This window comes from Arthrobacter crusticola, assembly GCF_004357995.1.
In the GTDB taxonomy this organism is placed as follows: domain Bacteria; phylum Actinomycetota; class Actinomycetes; order Actinomycetales; family Micrococcaceae; genus Arthrobacter_D; species Arthrobacter_D crusticola.
The window spans coordinates 569,874-587,906 of record NZ_SMTK01000001.1 but is presented as its reverse complement, the minus strand read 5'-3'; the positions used below and the strand labels follow the sequence as shown (position 1 = coordinate 587,906).

Below are 18,033 nucleotides of genomic sequence, written 5' to 3'. Positions count from 1 at the left end.
CGAACCTGTCAGTCACCGCCGAAGGCGCTTCGCGCACAGCGGAGGCGGGCGGACGCCGGGCCGGGCCACCGTAGACTTGGACCATGGCAACCCGCGCTCTCCAGACTCCGTCCACCTCCAACCCGGCCGGGGACGTCTCGCCGGGCGATGGGGTCCAGGCTGTCCTGTGGGACATGGACGGCACGATCGTTGACACCGAGCCCTACTGGATTGAAGCCGAAACCCAGCTCGTGAAGGATCATGGCGGAACCTGGTCCGAAGGCCAGGCCAGCGCCCTGGTCGGCCAGGCACTGTCCTTCTCCGCCCGTCTCCTCCAGGAAGCCGGGGTCGGGTTGACCGAGCGGGAGATCATCGACCATCTCATCTCCCGGGTCGTCGAGAAGGTCCGGGTCGATGTTCCCTGGCGTCCGGGCGCCCGCGAGCTCCTCGAGGAGCTCCGGTCCAACGGCATCCCGTGCGCGATGGTCACCATGTCCGAACGCCTCCTCGCTACGGAGATCGCCGCCCAGCTCCCCGAAGGGACCTTCGAGTTCCTCGTCACCGGGGACATGGTCGAGCACGGAAAGCCCGACCCCGAGGCCTACCGCACCGCCTTCGACCGGCTGGCCGAGGACCGTCCCGGCCTCTCCCCGGCCCGGGTGGTCGCCGTCGAGGACTCCCTCCCCGGGGTCACCTCGGCCCTTGCCGCCGGCGTGGTGACCCTCGCCGTCCCCCATTTCGTCCCGCTGCCCAAGGATCCCGCCCGGACCGACTGGACCACCCTCGAGGGCAGGACCCTTGAGGACCTGAACGCCGTGGTGCGCGACACGGCCGTACGCGGACGATGAGCGGACCGGCCGCTGCTCCCGGCGCCGGGCCGAGGGAGCGCCGTCTGGGGGTCTCGCTGGGCCGGATCGCCGGCATCCCGGTCATCCTGACCTGGCCCTGGTTCCTGGTCACGGTGATTATCGCTGTCTTCTTCGGGCCGAGGGTCGAGGCGAACTTCCCCGGCATCGGCGTCGGCGCCTACGTCGTCGCCCTTGGCTATGCCCTGCTCCTTGCCCTGTCGGTGCTGATCCACGAATTCGCCCACGCCCTCTCGGCGCGGGCCTTCGGCTGGCCCACCCGGCGGATCGTACTCAACCTGTGGGGCGGGCACACCCAGTTCGAGCACTTCAGCTCTACCCCGGGCCGCTCGCTGGCCGTCGCGCTGGCCGGGCCGGCCTCGAACTTCCTCCTGGCCCTGGTGAGCTGGGCCATCATCCTCGTCTCCGAGCAGGGCACCGTGGTGGACCTGCTGGCCAACACCCTCTTTTGGGCAAACCTGATCCTCGCCGTCTTCAACGTCCTGCCCGGGCTGCCCCTTGACGGCGGCCGGATCGTGGAGTCCGCCGTGTGGAAGGCCACCGGAAGCCAAGATCGGGGCACCATCGCGGCCGGCTGGGCCGGACGGGTCCTCGTTCTGCTGTTCGTCGGTCTGGTGCTCGGCCTGCCGCTGCTCGCCGGCCGCGCACCCCAGTACACGCTCGTCATCATCAGCGTCCTGGTCGCCACCTTCATGTGGGCCGGAGCCGGCGAGGCCATCCGGACGGCCCGCATCCGGCTGCGGATCCCCGGTCTCACCGCGGGCATGCTCAAGCAGCCCGCCATCGGCCTCCCGTCCGCGAGCACCGTCAGCGAACTCCGCCGGCTGGCCGCCGGCCGGCCCGGCCTGGCCGCGGTGCTCCTGGACGCTGAGGGACGGCCCGAGTTCGTCGTCGACTTCGGCGCCCTGGCCGACGTTCCCGAGGAAGCGGCCGGCACCACCCGGGCCAGCACCTCGGTCCGTCCCCTCGCCTCAACGGCCGGAATCGACGAGTCCGCCTCCGGGACGGAACTGCTGAAGCTCCTCGACTCCTCGGACGGCTTCGAATTCCCCGTCACCAATGCACAGGGCACCGTGACCGGGGTCCTCCACCGGCTGGCCGTCATCGACGCGCTCACCGGCAAACGCACGCCCGGCACCGCCTGACATCGACTCCGCCCGACATTGACCCCGACTGACATTGACCAAAGGACTTCCTGAATGAACAACCCCGCCTCCAGCCCTGCCGAAAACCCGCCGCATGGCGCAGCGAGCCGACGGGGCCCCTTCCGGCCGGGCGAAAGGGTGCAGCTGACCGACGAGAAGGGCCGAATGAACACGGTCACCCTCACCCCCGGCGGGGCGTTCCACACGCACAAGGGCTTCCTGCTGCATGACACCATCATCGGTCAGCCCGAGGGCACGGTCCTCCCCAACACCACCGGCCAGCTGTACCAGACGCTCCGGCCGCTGCTTTCGGACTTCGTGCTCTCCATGCCCCGCGGCGCCGCGGTGGTCTACCCCAAGGACGCCGCGCAGATCGTCACCATGGGCGACATCTTCCCGGGGGCCCGCGTGGTCGAGGCCGGCGTCGGATCCGGCGCGCTGTCCATCTCTCTGCTGCGTGCCGTCGGGGACGCAGGGTACCTCCACTCCTTCGAGCGCCGGCCGGAGTTCGCCGAAATCGCCAAGGGCAACGTAGAGACGATCTTCGGCGGGCCGCACCCCGCCTGGCGCGTCTCGCTGGGCGACTTCCAGGAGCAGGTGCTCGTCGAAGAGGAGCCCGGAAGCGTCGACCGGGTGGTGCTCGACATGCTGGCACCCTGGGAATGTCTCGACGCGGTCGCCACAGTGCTGGCCCCCGGCGGTGTCTGGATCAACTACGTCGCGACGGTCACCCAGCTCTCCCGCACCGCGGAAGCCATCCGCGCCGACGGGCGGTTCACCGAGCCGGAGGCCTGGGAATCCATGGTGCGCGGCTGGCACCTTGAGGGCCTCGCCGTGCGACCCGACCACCGCATGGTGGCGCATACAGGATTCCTGCTCACCGCCCGGCGCCTGGCTGACGGCGCCACCGGCCTGGTCCAGAAGCGGCGGCCGTCCAAGACCGACTTCAGCGACGAGGATCTCAACGCCTGGACCCCGCAGGCAGTGGGGGAGCGGGAGGTTTCCGACAAGAGGCTGCGCCGGGTCGCCCGGGACGCCTCCTCCACCATCCAGCGCGGGGCGCTCCCGCCGGAGGAGGCGCAGGCCCGCCGCGAAGCAGAAAAGGACACGGAAAAGGACACCTAGGAGGACACCGGAGCCGTCGCCGGGCAGACCTATAAGGGGTTCCTGCGCCCGCCACAATTAGGCAACGATGCGGGCATTTGCCGCCGGTCCTGCGCTATGGTCGAACTATAGTTCAATGCCGAGTGAAGGTGGCGACACGATATGTCGGACTCTGAAGACTACGCTTCCCAACCCGACCGGACCGGCCAGCACCACTCCGCCGCGGCTGCGGAGAACTCAGTTGTTCAGCGTCAGCTCAACGTGCTGCGGGACAAGCTGCGTTACGTCGACAGGCAGTTGGCGACGGCCACGCAGAACAATGCCCGCCTCGTTGGCGCGCTCGAGGCGGCGCGTACCGAGATCGTGCGGCTGAAGGCCGCCCTCGAGAAGGAGGGCGCAGCGCCCTTCAGCTTCGCCACGGTGATCCAGGTGAACGTCCAGCAGCCCGCCGAGCCGGGCACCACGACCCAGGCCACGGTGCAGGACACCGCCGACATCCTGCAGTCCGGCCGGAAGCTCCGGGTGACGGTGAGCCCGCTGATCAACGTGCGCCAGCTCTCCCCGGGCCAGGAGGTGCTCCTCAACGAGTCCCTGACCATCGTCGCCGCCCTCGGCTACGAGCGGGCCGGGGAGATCGTCACGGTGAAGGAGCTCCTCGGCAAGGACCGCGCACTCGTCGTGGGCCGCACCGACGACGAGCGGGTCATCCGGCTGAGCGGGCCGCTGCAGTCCCAGCGCATCCGCGTCGGCGACGCCGTCGCGGTGGACACCAAGTCCGGCTACGGGCTGGAAAAGGTGGCCCGAAGCGAAGTGGAGAACCTCGTGCTCGAGGAAGTTCCGGACATCGGCTATGAGGACATCGGCGGGCTTGGGCCGCAGATCGAGCAGATCCGCGACGCCGTCGAGCTGCCCTTCCTCCACCCCGACCTCTACCGCGAGCACGGGCTGAAGCCACCCAAGGGGATCCTGCTGTACGGGCCTCCCGGCTGCGGCAAAACCCTGATCGCCAAGGCGGTGGCCAGCTCGCTTGCCGCCCGCGCCGCGGAACGCGCCGGCACCGAGCAGGTCCGCAGCTACTTCCTCAACATCAAGGGCCCCGAGCTGCTCGACAAGTACGTGGGGGAGACCGAGCGCCATATCCGGCTGATCTTCGCCCGCGCCCGCGAAAAGGCCTCCGACGGCAGTCCGGTGGTGGTGTTCTTCGACGAGATGGACTCCCTGTTCCGTACCCGCGGCACCGGGGTGTCCTCCGACGTGGAGACGACCATCGTCCCGCAGCTGCTCAGCGAGATCGACGGGGTGGAAAAGCTCGAGAACGTCATCGTGATCGGTGCCTCGAACCGGGAAGACATGATCGACCCGGCGATCCTGCGGCCGGGCCGGCTCGATGTGAAGATCAAGATCCACCGCCCGGACGCCGAGGGCGCCGCGGAGATCTTCGGGAAATACATTACCGAAGACCTGCCGCTGCACGCCGACGACCTAGCCGAACACGGCGGGAACGCCGCCGTCACCGTGCAGGAGATGATCCGGCGCACCGTGGAGAAGATGTACTCGACCGAGAAGTCGAACGAGTACCTCGAGGTGACCTATGCCAACGGCGACACCGAGATGCTGTACTTCAAGGACTTCAACTCCGGGGCGGTCATCCAGAACGTCGTCGACCGGGCCAAGAAGTACGCGATCAAGGACCTGCTGCTCGAAGGCAGCAAGGGCCTGCGCATCGAACACTTCATGCGTGCGGTCGTCGACGAATTCCGCGAGCACGAGGACATGCCGAACACCACCAACCCCGACGACTGGGCGAGGATCTCGGGCAAGAAGGGGGAGCGGATCACGTACATCCGCACCATCGTCCAGGGCAAGGCCGGGCAGGAACCGGGCAAGGCCATCGAGACAGCGGCGAACACCGGCCAGTATCTATGATCCCAACCGGAGGATTGGATCGGACGGTCCCCGTCGGGCCGGACGCCACGGCAGAGGTGTCGGTGCACCGGGTCATGGGTACGGAAACCGAATACGGCATTATCGCCCCTGGGCTGCCCGCGGCGAACCCCACGATGCTCTCCTCCCAGGTGGTCAACGCCTACGCGGCGACGCTGCGCGAGGGCCTCGGGAACCTGGCCGGCACGAGGTGGGACTACACCGACGAAGCACCCCTGACCGACGCCCGGGGCTGGCTCGTTGACCGGGGGTCGGCCCACCCGTCCCAGCTGACGGATGAGCCGCCCGTGCTTACGGCGGAGCAGGTGGCGCTGGCGGAGGGCGGCGACCCGCAGGACACCGCGGTGCTGATGAACCTGGTGCTCAACAACGGCGCCCGGCTGTACGTGGACCATGCACACCCCGAGTACTCGAGCCCGGAGGTGACCAACCCCCTCGACGCCGTGCTGTGGGACCGGGCGGGGGACCGGGTGGCGCTGGCGGCCATGGAACGCATAGCCGCCACCCCGGGCTTCTCACCCGTGCATCTCTACAAGAACAACACCGACAACAAGGGCGTCTCCTACGGCTCGCACGAGAACTACCTCGTGCCCCGCAGCGTCCCCTTCGGAAACCTTGCCGCGGCGCTGATCCCCTTCTTCGTTTCCCGGCAGGTGCTGTGCGGGGCGGGCCGGGTCGGCATCGGCGCCACCCACCAGCGGCCCGGCTTCCAGGTCAGCCAGCGGGCCGACTTTTTCGAGAACGAGATCGGGCTGGAGACCACGGTGCGCCGGCCCATCATCAACACCCGCGACGAACCCCACGCCGTGGCGGAGAAGTACCGGAGGCTCCATGTCATCATCGGCGACGCGAACCTGAATGAGGTGTCGAACTACCTGAAGCTGGGCACCACTTCCCTGGTGCTCTCCCTCATCGAACGCGACCTGTGCCCGGTGCCCGAGCTCGCCGAGCCCGTCCACGCCCTCCAGGACATCAGCCACGACCCGTCGCTTCAGAGCACGGTGCGGCTCGCCGACGGCCGGCAGGTGACGGCGCTCGATCTTCAGGAGATGTACTACGACGCCGCCGCCGCGGCCTGCGCCGGCGGCGCCGACGCCCAGACGCAGGACGTGCTGGACCGGTGGGGGTCGCTGATCGGGGTGCTCCGGCACGACCCGATGGACGCCGCCGCCTCCGTCGACTGGGTCGCGAAGCTGAAGATCCTGCAGGCCTACCGCGACCGCGACTCGGTCGGCTGGGACAACCACCGGCTCGCCCTGGTCGACCTGCAGTACGCCGACCTGCGGCCCAGCAAGGGAATTTACCACCGGTTGGCCCAGCGCGGACAGGTCGAACTGCTGGTCACCCCGGCGCAGGTGGAGCGGGCGGTTGCCGAGCCGCCGCGGGACACCCGCGCCTACTTCCGGGGCAAGTGCATCGCCAACTTCCCCGCGGAGGTGGTCGGGGCCAGCTGGGACTCGATCATCTTCGAAATACCCTCGCAGAACCGGCTGCAGCGGGTCCAGACACGGGAGCCGCTGCGCGGCACCGCGCGGCTCACCGAGCGGCTTTTTCAGGAATCCGCCACCGCTGAAGACTTCCTCACCCGATTGTTGAGCGGGCCGGAACAGCGCGTGGCACCATAGAAGCAGCAGAACCGAAACCGAAGGGGGCTCATCATGGCAACACAGGATCACAAGGCCACAGGCGCACGCACCGAGGAGCAGGAAGAGACCCCGGCGGAGCCTCCCGCCGCTCCCGCCTCCGCCTCGGACACCGGAGAAACCCAGGGCGTCGACGACCTGCTCGACGAGATTGACGGGGTGCTTGAGTCCAACGCCGAGGAGTTCGTCAGGGGCTTCGTCCAGAAGGGCGGGCAGTAAAGGCAATGATGCCGGAAGAAGCTGCAGCATCGGTCGCCCGGGCGGCATCGACGTCGTTCTCGGACCATCTGGGGCGCCATCACCCCGACCTGCTCGCTTCGCGCAGCCGCGTTGACTTCCCGGCCCAGGGGGCCGGTCCCGCCCTCGCCCCTCACGCAACGACCATCGTGTCGCTGACCTTCGCCGGCGGCGTGCTGATGGCGGGGGACCGCCGGGCCACCATGGGCAACGTCATCGCCAGCCGGCACATTGAGAAGGTCTTCCCCGCGGATATGTTCTCGGTGCTCGGCATCGCCGGCACCGCCGGGATCGCACTTGACCTGACCCGCCTGTTCCAGGTCGAACTCGAGCACTACGAGAAGATCGAAGGCACCCGCATGAGCCTTGACGGGAAGGCCAACCGCTTGGCCGCCATGGTCCGGCAGAACCTTCCCATGGCGCTGCAGGGGCTCGCCGTAGTGCCCCTCTTCGCCGGCTACGATACCAGCCGCCGTGAGGGACGGCTCTTCTCCTTCGACGTCACCGGCGGGCGGTACGAGGAACAGGAGCACCACAGCGTCGGCTCGGGCTCGGCGTTTGCCCGCGGATCCTTGAAAAAGCTGTGGAAGCCCAACCTCGACGAAGCCTCCGCGGTGCAGGTGGCGGTCGAGGCCCTCTACGACGCCGCCGACGACGACTCGGCCACCGGCGGGCCCGACGTGGTCCGCGAGCTGTGGCCGGTCGTGTATACCGTGAACAGTGCGGGCACGCGGCGGATTCCGGACCGGGATCTTGAGACGACGGCGCGGAATGTCATCGCGAGCCGCTCCATTGCAGGACGGGAGGCCTAGACCATGACCCAGCAGTTCTACGTATCACCCGAGCAGCTCATGCGGGACCGCGCCGACTTCGCGCGGAAGGGGATCGGCCGCGGCCGTTCGGTCATCGTGCTCAGCTGCCGCGACGGCATCGCCCTCGTCGCCGAGAACCCGTCGCCGTCGCTGCACAAGCTCGGTGAGATCTACGACCGCATCGCCTTCGCCGCCGTGGGGAAGTACAACGAGTTCGAGAGCCTGAGGCAGGCGGGCATCCGCTACGCCGACGTCCGGGGTTATTCCTACGACCGCGAAGACGTCACCGCCCGCGGCCTGGCCAGCGTGTACGCGCAGAGCCTTGGCGCCGTCTTCACCGCCGAGAGCAAGCCGTTCGAGGTCGAACTGGTGGTCGCCGAGGTGGGGGAGCATCCCGCCGCGGACCACCTGTACCGCCTCACCTTCGACGGCTCGATCGCCGACGAAAAGGGGTTCGTGGTGATGGGCGGCGCGGCGGAGGCCGTGGTGGAGGTGCTGCGCAGCAGCTTCTCCGAGGACCTCGACTTCCCGGAGGCCGTCCGCGCCGCAGTGCACTCGCTGCGGCAGGACGGCACAACGGGCGCCGGTCCCCAGCTTGGGCCGGAATCGCTTGAAGTGGCGGTGCTCGACCGCGACCCGGAGGTGGCCCGGGGCACCCACCGGGCGTTCCGGCGCGTCGGCATCCCTGAACTCGAAACCATGCTCACCTCTCGGGAAAGCCCTGTCTGATGGACCGGCGTATCTTCGGAATCGAAACTGAATTCGGCATCTCCTACTCGGGGCCCAACTCCCGGCCCCTCTCGCCCGAGGAGGTGGCCAGGTATCTCTTCCGGAAGGTCGTCAGCTGGGGGCGGTCCTCCAATGTGTTCCTCACCAACGGTTCACGGCTCTACCTCGACGTAGGATCCCACCCGGAGTACGCGACGGCCGAATGCGACGACCTCGCGCAGCTGATCGCCCAGGACCGCGCCGGCGAGCTGATCCTCGAGGACCTTGTGGTCGAAGCCCAGCGCAAGCTCGGCCAGGAGGGCTACAACGGCAATATTTACCTGTTCAAGAACAACACCGATTCGGCCGGAAACTCCTACGGCAGCCACGAGAACTACCTCATTCCGCGCAAGCTCGAATTCGGCCGGCTCGCCGACATCCTCATCCCGTTCCTCGTCACCCGGCAGCTCCTCGTCGGTGCCGGCAAGGTGCTCCGGACCCAGAATGGCTCGCTGTACGCGTTCTCACAGCGCGCGGACCACCTCTGGGAGGGGATCTCCTCGGCCACCACCCGGTCGCGGCCGATCATCAACACCCGCGATGAACCGCACGCCGACGCCGAGTTCTTCCGCCGTCTTCACATCATCGCCGGGGACTCGAACATGTCCGAGACGACGACCCGCCTGAAGATCGGCTCCGTGGACCTGATCCTGCGCATGGTCGAGGCCGGGGCAATGATGCGTGACTTCCGCCTCGAGAACCCGATCCGCAGCATCCGGGAGATCTCCCACGACCTCTCGGGCCGGCAGCAGCTGAAGCTCGCCAACGGGCGCTCCATCACCGCCCTGGACATGCAGCGGGAGTACCTCACCCGGGCCCGCGCCTTCGTCGACGCCAACGGCGCGCACCACGCGCACGTCCCAGCGGTGCTGAGCCTGTGGGAGCGGACCCTGAACGCCATCGAGTCGGGGGACACCTCGGCGATCGACCGGGAGGTGGACTGGGCGATCAAGAAGAAGCTCGTCGACCGGTACATGGAACGCAACGGGGTCGAACTAGACTCCGCCCGGGTATCGCAGCTCGATCTGACCTACCACGACATCTCCCGCAGCCGGGGCCTGTTCTTCCTGCTCCAGGCCCGGGGGGAGGCGCTGCGGGTGGTCGACGACGTCGTCGTCAAGGAAGCCGTCGACACCCCGCCGCAGACCACCCGGGCCCGGCTGCGCGGCGAATTCGTGCGGCGGGCCAAGGAAGCCAACCGCGACTACACGGTGGACTGGGTCCACCTGAAACTCAACGACCGGGCCCAGCAGACCATCCTCTGCAAGGACCCCTTCAAAGCGGTCGATGAGCGGGTCGAGGCCCTCCTCGAGCACCTCTAACCACACCGGCGCCTACCGTGGGGCGCGGGCCGGGGGAGAAAACGCCGCCCGGAAACCGTTAGGCTTGAAGATGCCCGTCCGGATGGGCGCTGCCTGAACTACCGACAACTCCTGCGAAAGAAGTTCTGTGCGACGGATACTTTTGTTCCTCCTGCCCCTGCTGCTCGTGCTCACCGCATGCGGCGGCGCGTCGACCGGGAAGTCGGCCGGTGATGCCGACGTCTTCGAGTCGGTCACCGTCAGCGGCGGCAGCGATAAGAAGGCCCCCAAGGTCGAGTTCGACACGCCCCTGAAGGTCACCGCTCCCGCCGTGAAGACCCTCGTCGAGGGCGACGGCAAGGCCATTAAGGCAGGCCAGCAGATCACCTTCAACGCCGCGTTCTTCAATGCCGAAGACGGAAGCAAGCTCGGCGACACCTACGAGGGCGGCCAGCCGCAGCCGCTGCCCGTTGACGACACCCTCAAGGAGCAGGACGCCGAGCTGTACGAGGTCCTGGTGGGCACGAAGGTCGGAGCCCAGGTCGGGTACACCCGCCCGGTCGAAGAACCTGCCGAAGGCCAGGAGGCCACTCCGCAGCAGCTCGTGGTACTGAAGATCATCTCCGCCAAGGACCCCGCGCCGGAGCCCAAGATCCTTTCCCCTGAGGACGTCAGCACGCTTGACGACGAGGGCAAGCTGCCCACGTTCAAGTTCGCCAAAGACGGCGCACCCGAGGTCACCATCCCCGACAACGAGCCGTCCAAGGACCTCGTGGTGAAGGTCCTCAAGGAGGGCGACGGCGAAGTCGTCGCCGAGTCCGACACGATCACCGCCAACTACAGCGGCTGGCGCTGGGAGGACGGCGAGCAGTTCGACTCGAGCTTCGAGCGTGGCGAACCCGCCGAATTCCCGCTGACCGGCGTCATCGAGGGCTGGACGAAGGGCCTGGCCGGCCAGAAGGTCGGCTCGCAGGTGCTGCTGGTCATCCCCGGCGCCTGGGGCTACGGCGACCCGGCACCCGAGGGCCGCCCCTCCGGCACGCTCGTGTTCTTCGTGGAGATCACGGGCAAGTCAGCCGCCAAGTAACCGCACCACCCGAACACCCCCACCTGCGAAGGAGAACCATGTCATTTGGACAGCGTGAATTCGACCGGTCCAAGCCGGAGATCGATTTTCCGAGCCACGGCGCACCCACCGAACTCGTCATCGAAGACCTCATCGAAGGCAACGGCAAGGCGGCCACGGCCGGGGACACCGTCTCCACCCACTACGTCGGCGTCGCGTTTTCCACCGGCGAGGAGTTCGACGCGTCCTGGAACCGCGGTGCACCGCTCGACTTCAAGGTCGGCATCGGCCAGGTCATTCAGGGCTGGGACCAGGGCCTGCTCGGCATGAAGGTCGGCGGCCGCCGCCGGCTTGAGATTCCCTCCGAGCTTGCCTACGGCGCCCGCGGCGCCGGCTCGGCGATCGGCCCGAATGAATCGTTGATCTTCGTCGTCGACCTGCTCGACGTGCGCTGAGCCTCACCACCCCGGCAGCTGCCGCCCCGCGCCCCGGCGCCGGGCGGCAGCGCTGTTTCCGGGCAGGCAAAGGGCTGGTCCGGCGGCGGTTCGCAGGCAGGTAAGGTAACTCCCGTGTCCGCAAAACGAACCGAACGACTCCTGACCCTGGTGATCCTGCTGCTGTCCAGCAAACGCGGATTCAGCAAGGAGGAACTGTTCGAGGAAATCGAACTGTACCGTGAGGCGCCCACGCCGGCTGCCCGGGAGAAGCTCTTCGACCGGGACAAGGCGATGCTGCGGGAACAGGGCATTCCGCTTGAGTCCTTCAGCGAGGATCCCCTCTTCGAGACCGACAACACGGTGCAGCGCTACCGCATCAACGCCGAGGAATACCAGCTCACCGGGGTGACCTTCACCGCCGAGGAATACACCTTCCTCAGCCTCGCGGCAGGGATGTGGGACCCCGCCTCGCTCGACTCCGCCCCCTCACGGGCCATGCGGAAGCTCAGCCTGCGGACCCCGGGCTCCGAGCCGCCCGCTCCGCTGCCGGTCCAGCCGCGGATCCGCACCAGCGAACCGTACTGGGACGAGGTCTGGCGCGCCATGGCCGCCCGCCGGACCATCACCTTCACCTATCGGGCCGCCAGCACCGGACGCGAGGAAAAACGCACGGTGCGGCCGTGGGGGATGGGCTCGCGGTTCGGGCACTGGTACCTTGTCGGGTTCGACGCGGACCGGCAGGCCGAACGGTTCTTCCGCCTGTCCCGGATGACCTCCCCGCCGGCCCTGCGCGAAGGCGGCTTCGAGCCGCCCGAATCCTTCGACATCAACGCCGCGCTGGCCTCCCTGACCCGGCGGGACACCGAGGGGACCGCCGAACTGCTCGTACGCCCGGGCACCTGCAACATCCTGCGGGTGCGCCGGGGTTCAGCCCTCGTCGAGCACGGCGAGGAATGGGACCGCCTCCGCGTCCCCTATACCGGACTGCCGGCCCTTGCCGCGGAGGTCGCCGGCTTCGGTGCGAACGCCTCCGTCGTCGAACCCGCCGAGCTCGGTGCCCGGGTGCGGGAGCTGCTCACCGGTGCCCTCGACGCCGCCCGCACCGCCCCGGAAGTCGAACTCACCGGAGCGCAGGGAACGCTGCCGCGCCGGAAATCCTCGGCGCAGGACCATCTGCTGCGCCTGCTCGACCTGGTGCCATACCTGCTGGCGCACCCCGGGGCCGACCTGAAGGAGACGGCGCAGCGGTTCGAGGTCACCGAGGCGCAGCTGACCCGGGACCTCGACCTGCTGTTCGTCAGCGGTCCGCGCCACTACCCCGACGGATTGATGGATGTGGACGTCGAGGGCGGCAGGATCTACCTGAGCAACGCCCGCAACCTCTCCCAGCCGGTGCGCCTGGCGATGGACGAGGCGTGCACCCTCATTGTCGGCCTCCAGGCGCTGCGGGACCTGCCCGGCATCGCCGCCCATCCGGCGCTGGCCACGGCCCAGGCCAAGCTCACCGCGGCGGCCGGGGACGCAGCCCGGATGGGGACTGTCGTCGCCACCCGGCTCAGCGAGGATGAGGTGCAGCCCCACCTTGAGCTGTTCCAGGAGGCCCTCCGGCGCGGCGTCCAGGTGGAGATGTCCTACCTCGTGCCGGCCCGCGACCAGATCACAGAGCGGGTCATCGAACCGGTCCGTGCCTTCTCCCAGGACGACCGCTGGTATGTGGAGGCCTGGTGCACCAGTTCCGCAGGATTCAGGAACTTCCGGCTCGACCGCATCCAGGACGTCCGCCTCACGGACCGGCCCGTCACCCGGGGCGGCGAGACCGGACCGTCCCACGAGGCTGCGCCCTCCACGGGGCTCTACATCCCCTCGCCGGATGACCGGAGCGTTGTGCTGGTGCTGAAGGAATCCGCCCGGTGGATCGCGGCCCAGTACAGCGCCGTGCGGACCGAGGCACTGGGCGACGGCTCCCTCGCCGCGGAGCTGCGGGTCGGTTCGGTGGCCTGGCTCCCCGGCCTCATCGCCGGGCTTGGCGGGGCGGCGGCGGTGGCAGGGCCGCGGGACCTGCGCGCGGAGGTCCTGCGCTGGCTCGAGGCGGCCCTGGCGTCGACCGCGGCTTAGACTGAAGCAATGTCATGGTGGATGTGGTTGGTTCTGTGGATCGCCCTGGTGGCGGTCAGCGCCCTGTTCCTGCTTGCCGTGGGCTTCCGGATGTTCCGGAAGGCGATGGCGACGCTTGACGAGTTCGGGGAGGCATCATCGCTTCTCGATGCCGCGCCCCCCGCCCATGCTTCCGGTGCCGCCGTGGTGGAGGCCTCCGGGTCCCCCGTCCCCGCGGTTTTTGCCCAGCCCGCCCAGGTACGCCAGGCCAACCACGAAGCCCGGCTGCTGCGCCAGGGGCGGCGACGCGAGCGGCGGATCCGGCGCCGTGCCGAGAACCGGCGGCCCCAGCTGCTGCGCGACCTTCCGCACCTCTGAGCCGCCTCCAGATGGCAAGGGCTTGAAGATTGAATGAACTTGCGGATGACGCCGGACGAAGGGGTTCCGCCCCGGTCCATGCATCCCGCGGTCTGGGAGCCTGACCGGCGCCCGGCAGCCCCGGCTGCTGCACGGCGCCCCCGATCTATGACCTAAACTGAAGAGGACCTAGGAGAGGAACCTGGCATGAGGCTCGATGGCTGGCAGATCGTCATTATTATCGTGATCGCGATCCTACTTTTCGGTGCGCCCAAGCTCCCCGGACTGGCGCGCAGCGCCGGCCAGTCGCTGCGCATCTTCAAGTCCGAAGTCAAGCAGATGAAGGATGAGAACAACACCGGTAGCGGCACCGCGGCCGCGCCCGTCGAGGGAAATATCGTCGCCTCCGGCCCCGACGCACCGACCCACGGCACGACGAGCGAGCCGGCGGCCGGCCCGCACAATCCCCCCGGAACGGCCGGTGGCTCCCATCCGGCACCGGGCGGAACGCCGGGCTCCACCCCTTAGGCACCATGGCACGGACCCGAGGGCGCAAGGCCAACCCCGAAGGGCGGATGGCCCTCAAGGAACACCTGCGCGAAGCCCGCATCCGGTTGGTCAAGTCCTCCGTGGCGGTGGTCGCCGGCACGGTGGTCGGCTTCTTCATCTACAACCCCGTCCTTGAAGCTCTTGCGGCGCCCATCCAGGAGCTCAACGAGCGCGAGGGCCGCAGCGCGGCCCTGAACTTCGACGCAGTGGCCTCCCCGTTCGACCTGCTCATCCAAGTCTCGGTCTTCCTGGGGCTGATCATCTCCAGCCCGGTCTGGCTGTACCAGCTGTGGGCGTTCATCACCCCCGGGCTGCACGCCAAGGAACGGCGCATCTCCCTGTCCTTCATCGCGGTGGCCGTGCCCCTGTTCCTGGCCGGCATCTACCTGGCCTGGCTGGTGCTGCCCAACGCGGTGCGGGTCCTCACGGACTTCACCCCGGGCGGGTTCACCAACATCATCACGGTGTCGGTGTTCATCACCTTCATCCTGCGCTTGATGCTCGCCTTCGGCATCGCGTTCCTGCTCCCGGTGGTGCTGTTCGGGCTGAACCTCGTGGGGCTGATCTCCGGACGCCAGATCCTCAAGGCCTGGCGAATCACCGTGTTCCTGGTCTGCCTCTTCGCCGCGATGGCCGCACCCGGCGCCGACGCGGTGAGCATGTTCTACCTCGCCGTGCCGATGCTCGTGCTCTTCTTCGCCGCCATCGGCCTGTGCCTGCTCAACGACAAGCGCCGCGCCCGGCGCAACGCCGCCCGCGAGGCCGAATTGGACGCCACCGCCGACTCGGCCTCCACCATCGAAGGGCTCTAACAGACGCCCGGACGCCGGCGATGCGTGCCGCCCCCCGGCCCAGCGTTTAGGGTTGAAGGATGAGCACCCCGGCAGAGCGTTATCAGGCGGCCAAGACCCGCAATGCGATGGCAAAGACCCAGCTTTTCGCGTTCAAGAACACGCTCTCGTTCGAACTCGATCCCTTCCAGCACGACGCCTGCACCTCCCTTGAGGCCGGCAAAGGGGTCCTCGTCGCCGCGCCCACCGGTGCCGGGAAGACCGTCGTGGGGGAGTTCGCCGTCTACCTCGCGCTGCAGCAAGGCCTCAAGGCCTTCTACACCACACCGATCAAGGCCCTCAGCAACCAGAAGTACTCCGAACTGGCCGCGGTGCACGGCCCGGAGCGGGTGGGCCTGCTCACCGGGGACACGACGATCAACCCCGACGCGGACGTCGTCGTCATGACCACAGAAGTGCTGCGGAACATGCTCTACGCCAACTCCGAAACGCTCGACGACCTCGGCTACGTCGTCATGGACGAGGTCCACTACCTCGCCGACCGGTTCCGTGGCGCCGTCTGGGAGGAAGTGATCATCCACCTGCCGACCGAGGTGAAACTCGTCTCCCTCAGCGCCACTGTCTCCAATGCCGAGGAATTCGGAGCCTGGCTCGACACGGTCCGGGGGGACACGGACGTCGTGGTCTCCGAGCACCGGCCGGTGCCGTTGTGGCAGCACGTGATGGTCGGGTCGAACCTGCTTGACCTCTTCGCCGGTGACGTGGCCTTCGACGAGGCGGCGCCGTCCGGCCCGGACGGCGGGGCCCGGGACTTCTACGAGGTCAACCCCGAACTGCTCGAACTGGCCAGCAACGAGGTCCGGCTGAACCAGCGCGCAGGCTGGGGCTCCGGACGCCGGGGACGGGCGCCCGCGCGCCGGCCGCAGGAAACCCTCGTGCGCCGGGCAAGCCGGCCGCAGGTCATCACCGCGCTCGACCGCGCCGCCCTCCTGCCGGCCATCACGTTCATCTTCTCCCGCAACGGCTGCGAGGCCGCCGTCACCCAGTGCCTGCACGCCGGCCTGTGGCTCACCACCGAGGACGAACGCCGGACCATCAGCGAAACCATCGACGAAGCCACGCAGGAGATTCCGCGGGACGACCTGGAGATCCTCGGCTTCTGGACCTGGCGCGAAGGCCTGATCCGCGGCTTCTCCGCCCACCACGCCGGCATGCTGCCGACCTTCAAGGAGGTCGTCGAGAAACTGTTCGCCGCGGGCCTGGTCAAGGCCGTCTTCGCCACCGAAACCCTCGCCCTGGGCGTGAACATGCCCGCGCGCTCGGTGGTGCTGGAGAAGCTCGACAAGTTCAACGGCGAGGCCCACGTCAACGTCACTGCGGGGGAGTACACCCAGCTCACCGGCCGGGCCGGGCGCCGCGGCATCGACGTCGAGGGCCACGCCGTAGTGCTGTGGCAGCCGGGCACCGACCCCGGGGCCGTCGCCGGGCTCGCCTCCCGCCGCACCTATCCGCTGAACTCGAGCTTCCGCCCGACCTACAACATGAGCATCAACCTCATCGCCCAGTTCGGCCAGGAACGCGCGCGGGAGATCCTCGAGACCTCCTTCGCCCAGTTCCAGGCCGACCGCTCCGTCGTCGGCCTGGCCAAACAACTGCGCAGCCGGGAGGAGTCCCTGCGCGGCTATGAGAAGTCGATGACCTGCCACCTCGGGGACTTCCGCGAATACGCCAGCCTGCGGCGGGAGCTGACCGACCTCGAACAGCGCGCCTCCCGTGACCGGTCCCGCTCCGCGCGGTCGGCGGCCGAGGCGTCACTTGAAGCGCTGCGCCCGGGCGACGTGATCGATGTGCCCGGCGGCCGCAGCCAGGGGTACGCCGTGGTGCTCGACAGCGACCCTTCCCGCGAGCCGCGTCCCACCGTGCTGACCATCGACACGCAGATCCGGCGGGTCGGCGTCCAGGACCTTGACGGGCCCATCGAAATCCTCTCCCGGATCCGGATCCCCAAGAGCTTCAGCGCCCGCAGCCCGAAGGACCGCCGCGACCTCACCTCCTCCCTGCGCAACGCCCTGCAGGAGAAGCGGCCGCCTCGACGTGGCGCCGGCCGCGGGAACGGGCTCCACTCCTCGACCGCCGCCGCCGAGGAGCGGGCCATCACCGACCTGCGCCGGCGCCTGCGCGCCCACCCCTGCCACGGCTGCAGCGAGCGGGAACAGCACGCCCGCTGGTCCGAGCGCTGGCTGAAGCTGCGCAAGGAGACCGACCGCCTCGCCGGGCAGATCCGCGGCAGGACCAACACCATCGCGAAGACCTTCGACCGGGTCTCCGAGGTGCTGGCCGGTTACGGCTACGTGGCACCGGACGCCGAAACCGGCCTGAAGATCACCCCCGAAGGGCAGAAACTGCGCCGCATCTACGGGGAGAAGGACCTCCTCATCGCCCTTTCGGTCGAAAACGGGGCCTTCGACGAACTCGACGCCGCCGAGCTCGCCGCGGTCGCCTCGGTGCTGGTGTACCAGGCCAAGCGCGAGGAGCGGGGACTGCGCCCGATTCTGCCGAGCTTCGGGCTCGAAAACTCGGTGGACATCATCATCCGTGAATGGTCCCGCCTGACCGACAGCGAGGAGCAGCACCGCCTGCCCGTGACAGGGGAGCCCGAACTCGGACTCGTCTGGCCCATGTACAAGTGGGCTCAGGGCCGCCCGCTGCAGGCCGCCCTGAGCGGCACGGAGCTCGCCGCGGGCGACTTCGTCCGCTGGGCCAAGCAGGTCATCGACCTGCTCGATCAGCTGGCCAAGGTCCGGGACCTGCCCGAAGGCCTTCACGGGCGCTGCGTCAAGGCCATCGCCCTGATCCGCCGCGGCGTCGTCGCCTACTCCAACATCACCGAATAGCCCGCACCACCCCCACGATCTCCCGCCTCCTAGCGAAAGCCCCGTT

The 18,033-nt window shown here is 68.5% G+C and carries 16 protein-coding genes; all 16 read left to right on the top strand.

Going from position 1 to position 18,033, the window contains the following annotated elements; all coding sequences use genetic code 11:
* The first annotated feature begins 83 nt into the window (after positions 1-83).
* The 16 genes from E2F48_RS02740 to E2F48_RS02665 all read left to right on the top strand — a co-directional run bounded on the left by E2F48_RS02740 (position 84) and on the right by E2F48_RS02665 (position 17,987).
* Complete coding sequence (locus E2F48_RS02740) at positions 84-827, top strand: HAD family hydrolase (protein WP_133402447.1); 744 nt, start codon at positions 84-86, stop codon at positions 825-827.
* A complete protein-coding gene (locus tag E2F48_RS02735; protein WP_133402446.1) occupies positions 824-1,990 on the top strand; it encodes a site-2 protease family protein in 1,167 nt (388 codons plus the stop codon). Before E2F48_RS02740 ends, E2F48_RS02735 begins: the two co-directional genes overlap by 4 nt.
* A 54-nt stretch (positions 1,991-2,044) precedes the next feature.
* Entirely contained in the window at positions 2,045-3,115 is a 1,071-nt protein-coding gene (locus tag E2F48_RS02730) for a tRNA (adenine-N1)-methyltransferase (protein ID WP_133402445.1), read from the top strand.
* A gap of 141 nt (positions 3,116-3,256) precedes the next feature.
* Positions 3,257-5,020 (top strand): proteasome ATPase, encoded by a 1,764-nt coding sequence (gene arc, locus E2F48_RS02725; RefSeq protein WP_133402444.1) that lies wholly within the window; start codon positions 3,257-3,259, stop codon positions 5,018-5,020.
* Between the two features lie 74 nt (positions 5,021-5,094).
* Positions 5,095-6,663, top strand: a complete 1,569-nt coding sequence (gene dop, locus E2F48_RS02720; protein ID WP_133402706.1) for a depupylase/deamidase Dop — start codon at positions 5,095-5,097, stop codon at positions 6,661-6,663.
* Between the two features lie 33 nt (positions 6,664-6,696).
* Positions 6,697-6,900 (top strand): ubiquitin-like protein Pup, encoded by a 204-nt coding sequence (locus E2F48_RS02715; protein ID WP_133402443.1) that lies wholly within the window; start codon positions 6,697-6,699, stop codon positions 6,898-6,900.
* Positions 6,901-6,908: 8 nt separating this feature from the next.
* Entirely contained in the window at positions 6,909-7,730 is an 822-nt protein-coding gene (gene prcB / locus E2F48_RS02710) for a proteasome subunit beta (protein WP_133402705.1), read from the top strand.
* Between the two features lie 3 nt (positions 7,731-7,733).
* Positions 7,734-8,459 (top strand): proteasome subunit alpha, encoded by a 726-nt coding sequence (gene prcA / locus E2F48_RS02705; RefSeq protein ID WP_133402442.1) that lies wholly within the window; start codon positions 7,734-7,736, stop codon positions 8,457-8,459.
* Positions 8,459-9,820 carry a Pup--protein ligase gene (gene pafA, locus E2F48_RS02700; protein ID WP_133402441.1) on the top strand — a complete coding sequence of 454 codons (1,362 nt, stop codon included), beginning with the start codon at positions 8,459-8,461 and terminating at the stop codon, positions 9,818-9,820. The genes prcA and pafA overlap by 1 nt, the downstream gene beginning before the upstream one ends.
* Positions 9,821-9,947: 127 nt before the next feature.
* Positions 9,948-10,886, top strand: coding sequence for an FKBP-type peptidyl-prolyl cis-trans isomerase (locus tag E2F48_RS02695; RefSeq protein WP_133402440.1), 939 nt, complete (start codon positions 9,948-9,950; stop codon positions 10,884-10,886).
* 38 nt (positions 10,887-10,924) lie between these two features.
* Positions 10,925-11,320: an FKBP-type peptidyl-prolyl cis-trans isomerase gene (locus tag E2F48_RS02690; RefSeq protein ID WP_133402439.1), complete on the top strand. Its 396-nt coding sequence runs from the start codon at positions 10,925-10,927 to the stop codon at positions 11,318-11,320.
* 114 nt (positions 11,321-11,434) lie between these two features.
* Positions 11,435-13,417 (top strand): helix-turn-helix transcriptional regulator, encoded by a 1,983-nt coding sequence (locus tag E2F48_RS02685; RefSeq protein WP_133402438.1) that lies wholly within the window; start codon positions 11,435-11,437, stop codon positions 13,415-13,417.
* 9 nt (positions 13,418-13,426) lie between these two features.
* Positions 13,427-13,774, top strand: a complete 348-nt coding sequence (locus tag E2F48_RS02680; protein ID WP_133402437.1) for a hypothetical protein — start codon at positions 13,427-13,429, stop codon at positions 13,772-13,774.
* Positions 13,775-13,960: 186 nt separating this feature from the next.
* On the top strand, positions 13,961-14,281 hold the full coding sequence (tatA, locus tag E2F48_RS02675) for a Sec-independent protein translocase subunit TatA (RefSeq protein ID WP_133402436.1): 321 nt from the start codon (positions 13,961-13,963) through the stop codon (positions 14,279-14,281).
* Between the two features lie 5 nt (positions 14,282-14,286).
* The gene (gene tatC, locus E2F48_RS02670; RefSeq protein ID WP_133402435.1) at positions 14,287-15,114 is read left to right on the top strand and encodes a twin-arginine translocase subunit TatC; all 828 of its coding nucleotides are present in this window, start codon (positions 14,287-14,289) and stop codon (positions 15,112-15,114) included.
* Positions 15,115-15,173: 59 nt separating this feature from the next.
* Positions 15,174-17,987, top strand: a complete 2,814-nt coding sequence (locus E2F48_RS02665) for a DEAD/DEAH box helicase (protein WP_133402434.1) — start codon at positions 15,174-15,176, stop codon at positions 17,985-17,987.
* Positions 17,988-18,033 lie beyond the last annotated feature (46 nt).

Coding starts and splice junctions, on each gene's coding strand:
- E2F48_RS02740 (WP_133402447.1), top strand. CDS start 84: ATGGCAACCCGCGCTCTCCAGACTCCGTCCACCTCCAACCCGGCCGGG.
- E2F48_RS02735 (WP_133402446.1), top strand. CDS start 824: ATGAGCGGACCGGCCGCTGCTCCCGGCGCCGGGCCGAGGGAGCGCCGT.
- E2F48_RS02730 (WP_133402445.1), top strand. CDS start 2,045: ATGAACAACCCCGCCTCCAGCCCTGCCGAAAACCCGCCGCATGGCGCA.
- arc (WP_133402444.1), top strand. CDS start 3,257: ATGTCGGACTCTGAAGACTACGCTTCCCAACCCGACCGGACCGGCCAG.
- dop (WP_133402706.1), top strand. CDS start 5,095: ATGGGTACGGAAACCGAATACGGCATTATCGCCCCTGGGCTGCCCGCG.
- E2F48_RS02715 (WP_133402443.1), top strand. CDS start 6,697: ATGGCAACACAGGATCACAAGGCCACAGGCGCACGCACCGAGGAGCAG.
- prcB (WP_133402705.1), top strand. CDS start 6,909: ATGCCGGAAGAAGCTGCAGCATCGGTCGCCCGGGCGGCATCGACGTCG.
- prcA (WP_133402442.1), top strand. CDS start 7,734: ATGACCCAGCAGTTCTACGTATCACCCGAGCAGCTCATGCGGGACCGC.
- pafA (WP_133402441.1), top strand. CDS start 8,459: ATGGACCGGCGTATCTTCGGAATCGAAACTGAATTCGGCATCTCCTAC.
- E2F48_RS02690 (WP_133402439.1), top strand. CDS start 10,925: ATGTCATTTGGACAGCGTGAATTCGACCGGTCCAAGCCGGAGATCGAT.
- E2F48_RS02680 (WP_133402437.1), top strand. CDS start 13,427: ATGTCATGGTGGATGTGGTTGGTTCTGTGGATCGCCCTGGTGGCGGTC.
- tatA (WP_133402436.1), top strand. CDS start 13,961: ATGAGGCTCGATGGCTGGCAGATCGTCATTATTATCGTGATCGCGATC.
- tatC (WP_133402435.1), top strand. CDS start 14,287: ATGGCACGGACCCGAGGGCGCAAGGCCAACCCCGAAGGGCGGATGGCC.
- E2F48_RS02665 (WP_133402434.1), top strand. CDS start 15,174: ATGAGCACCCCGGCAGAGCGTTATCAGGCGGCCAAGACCCGCAATGCG.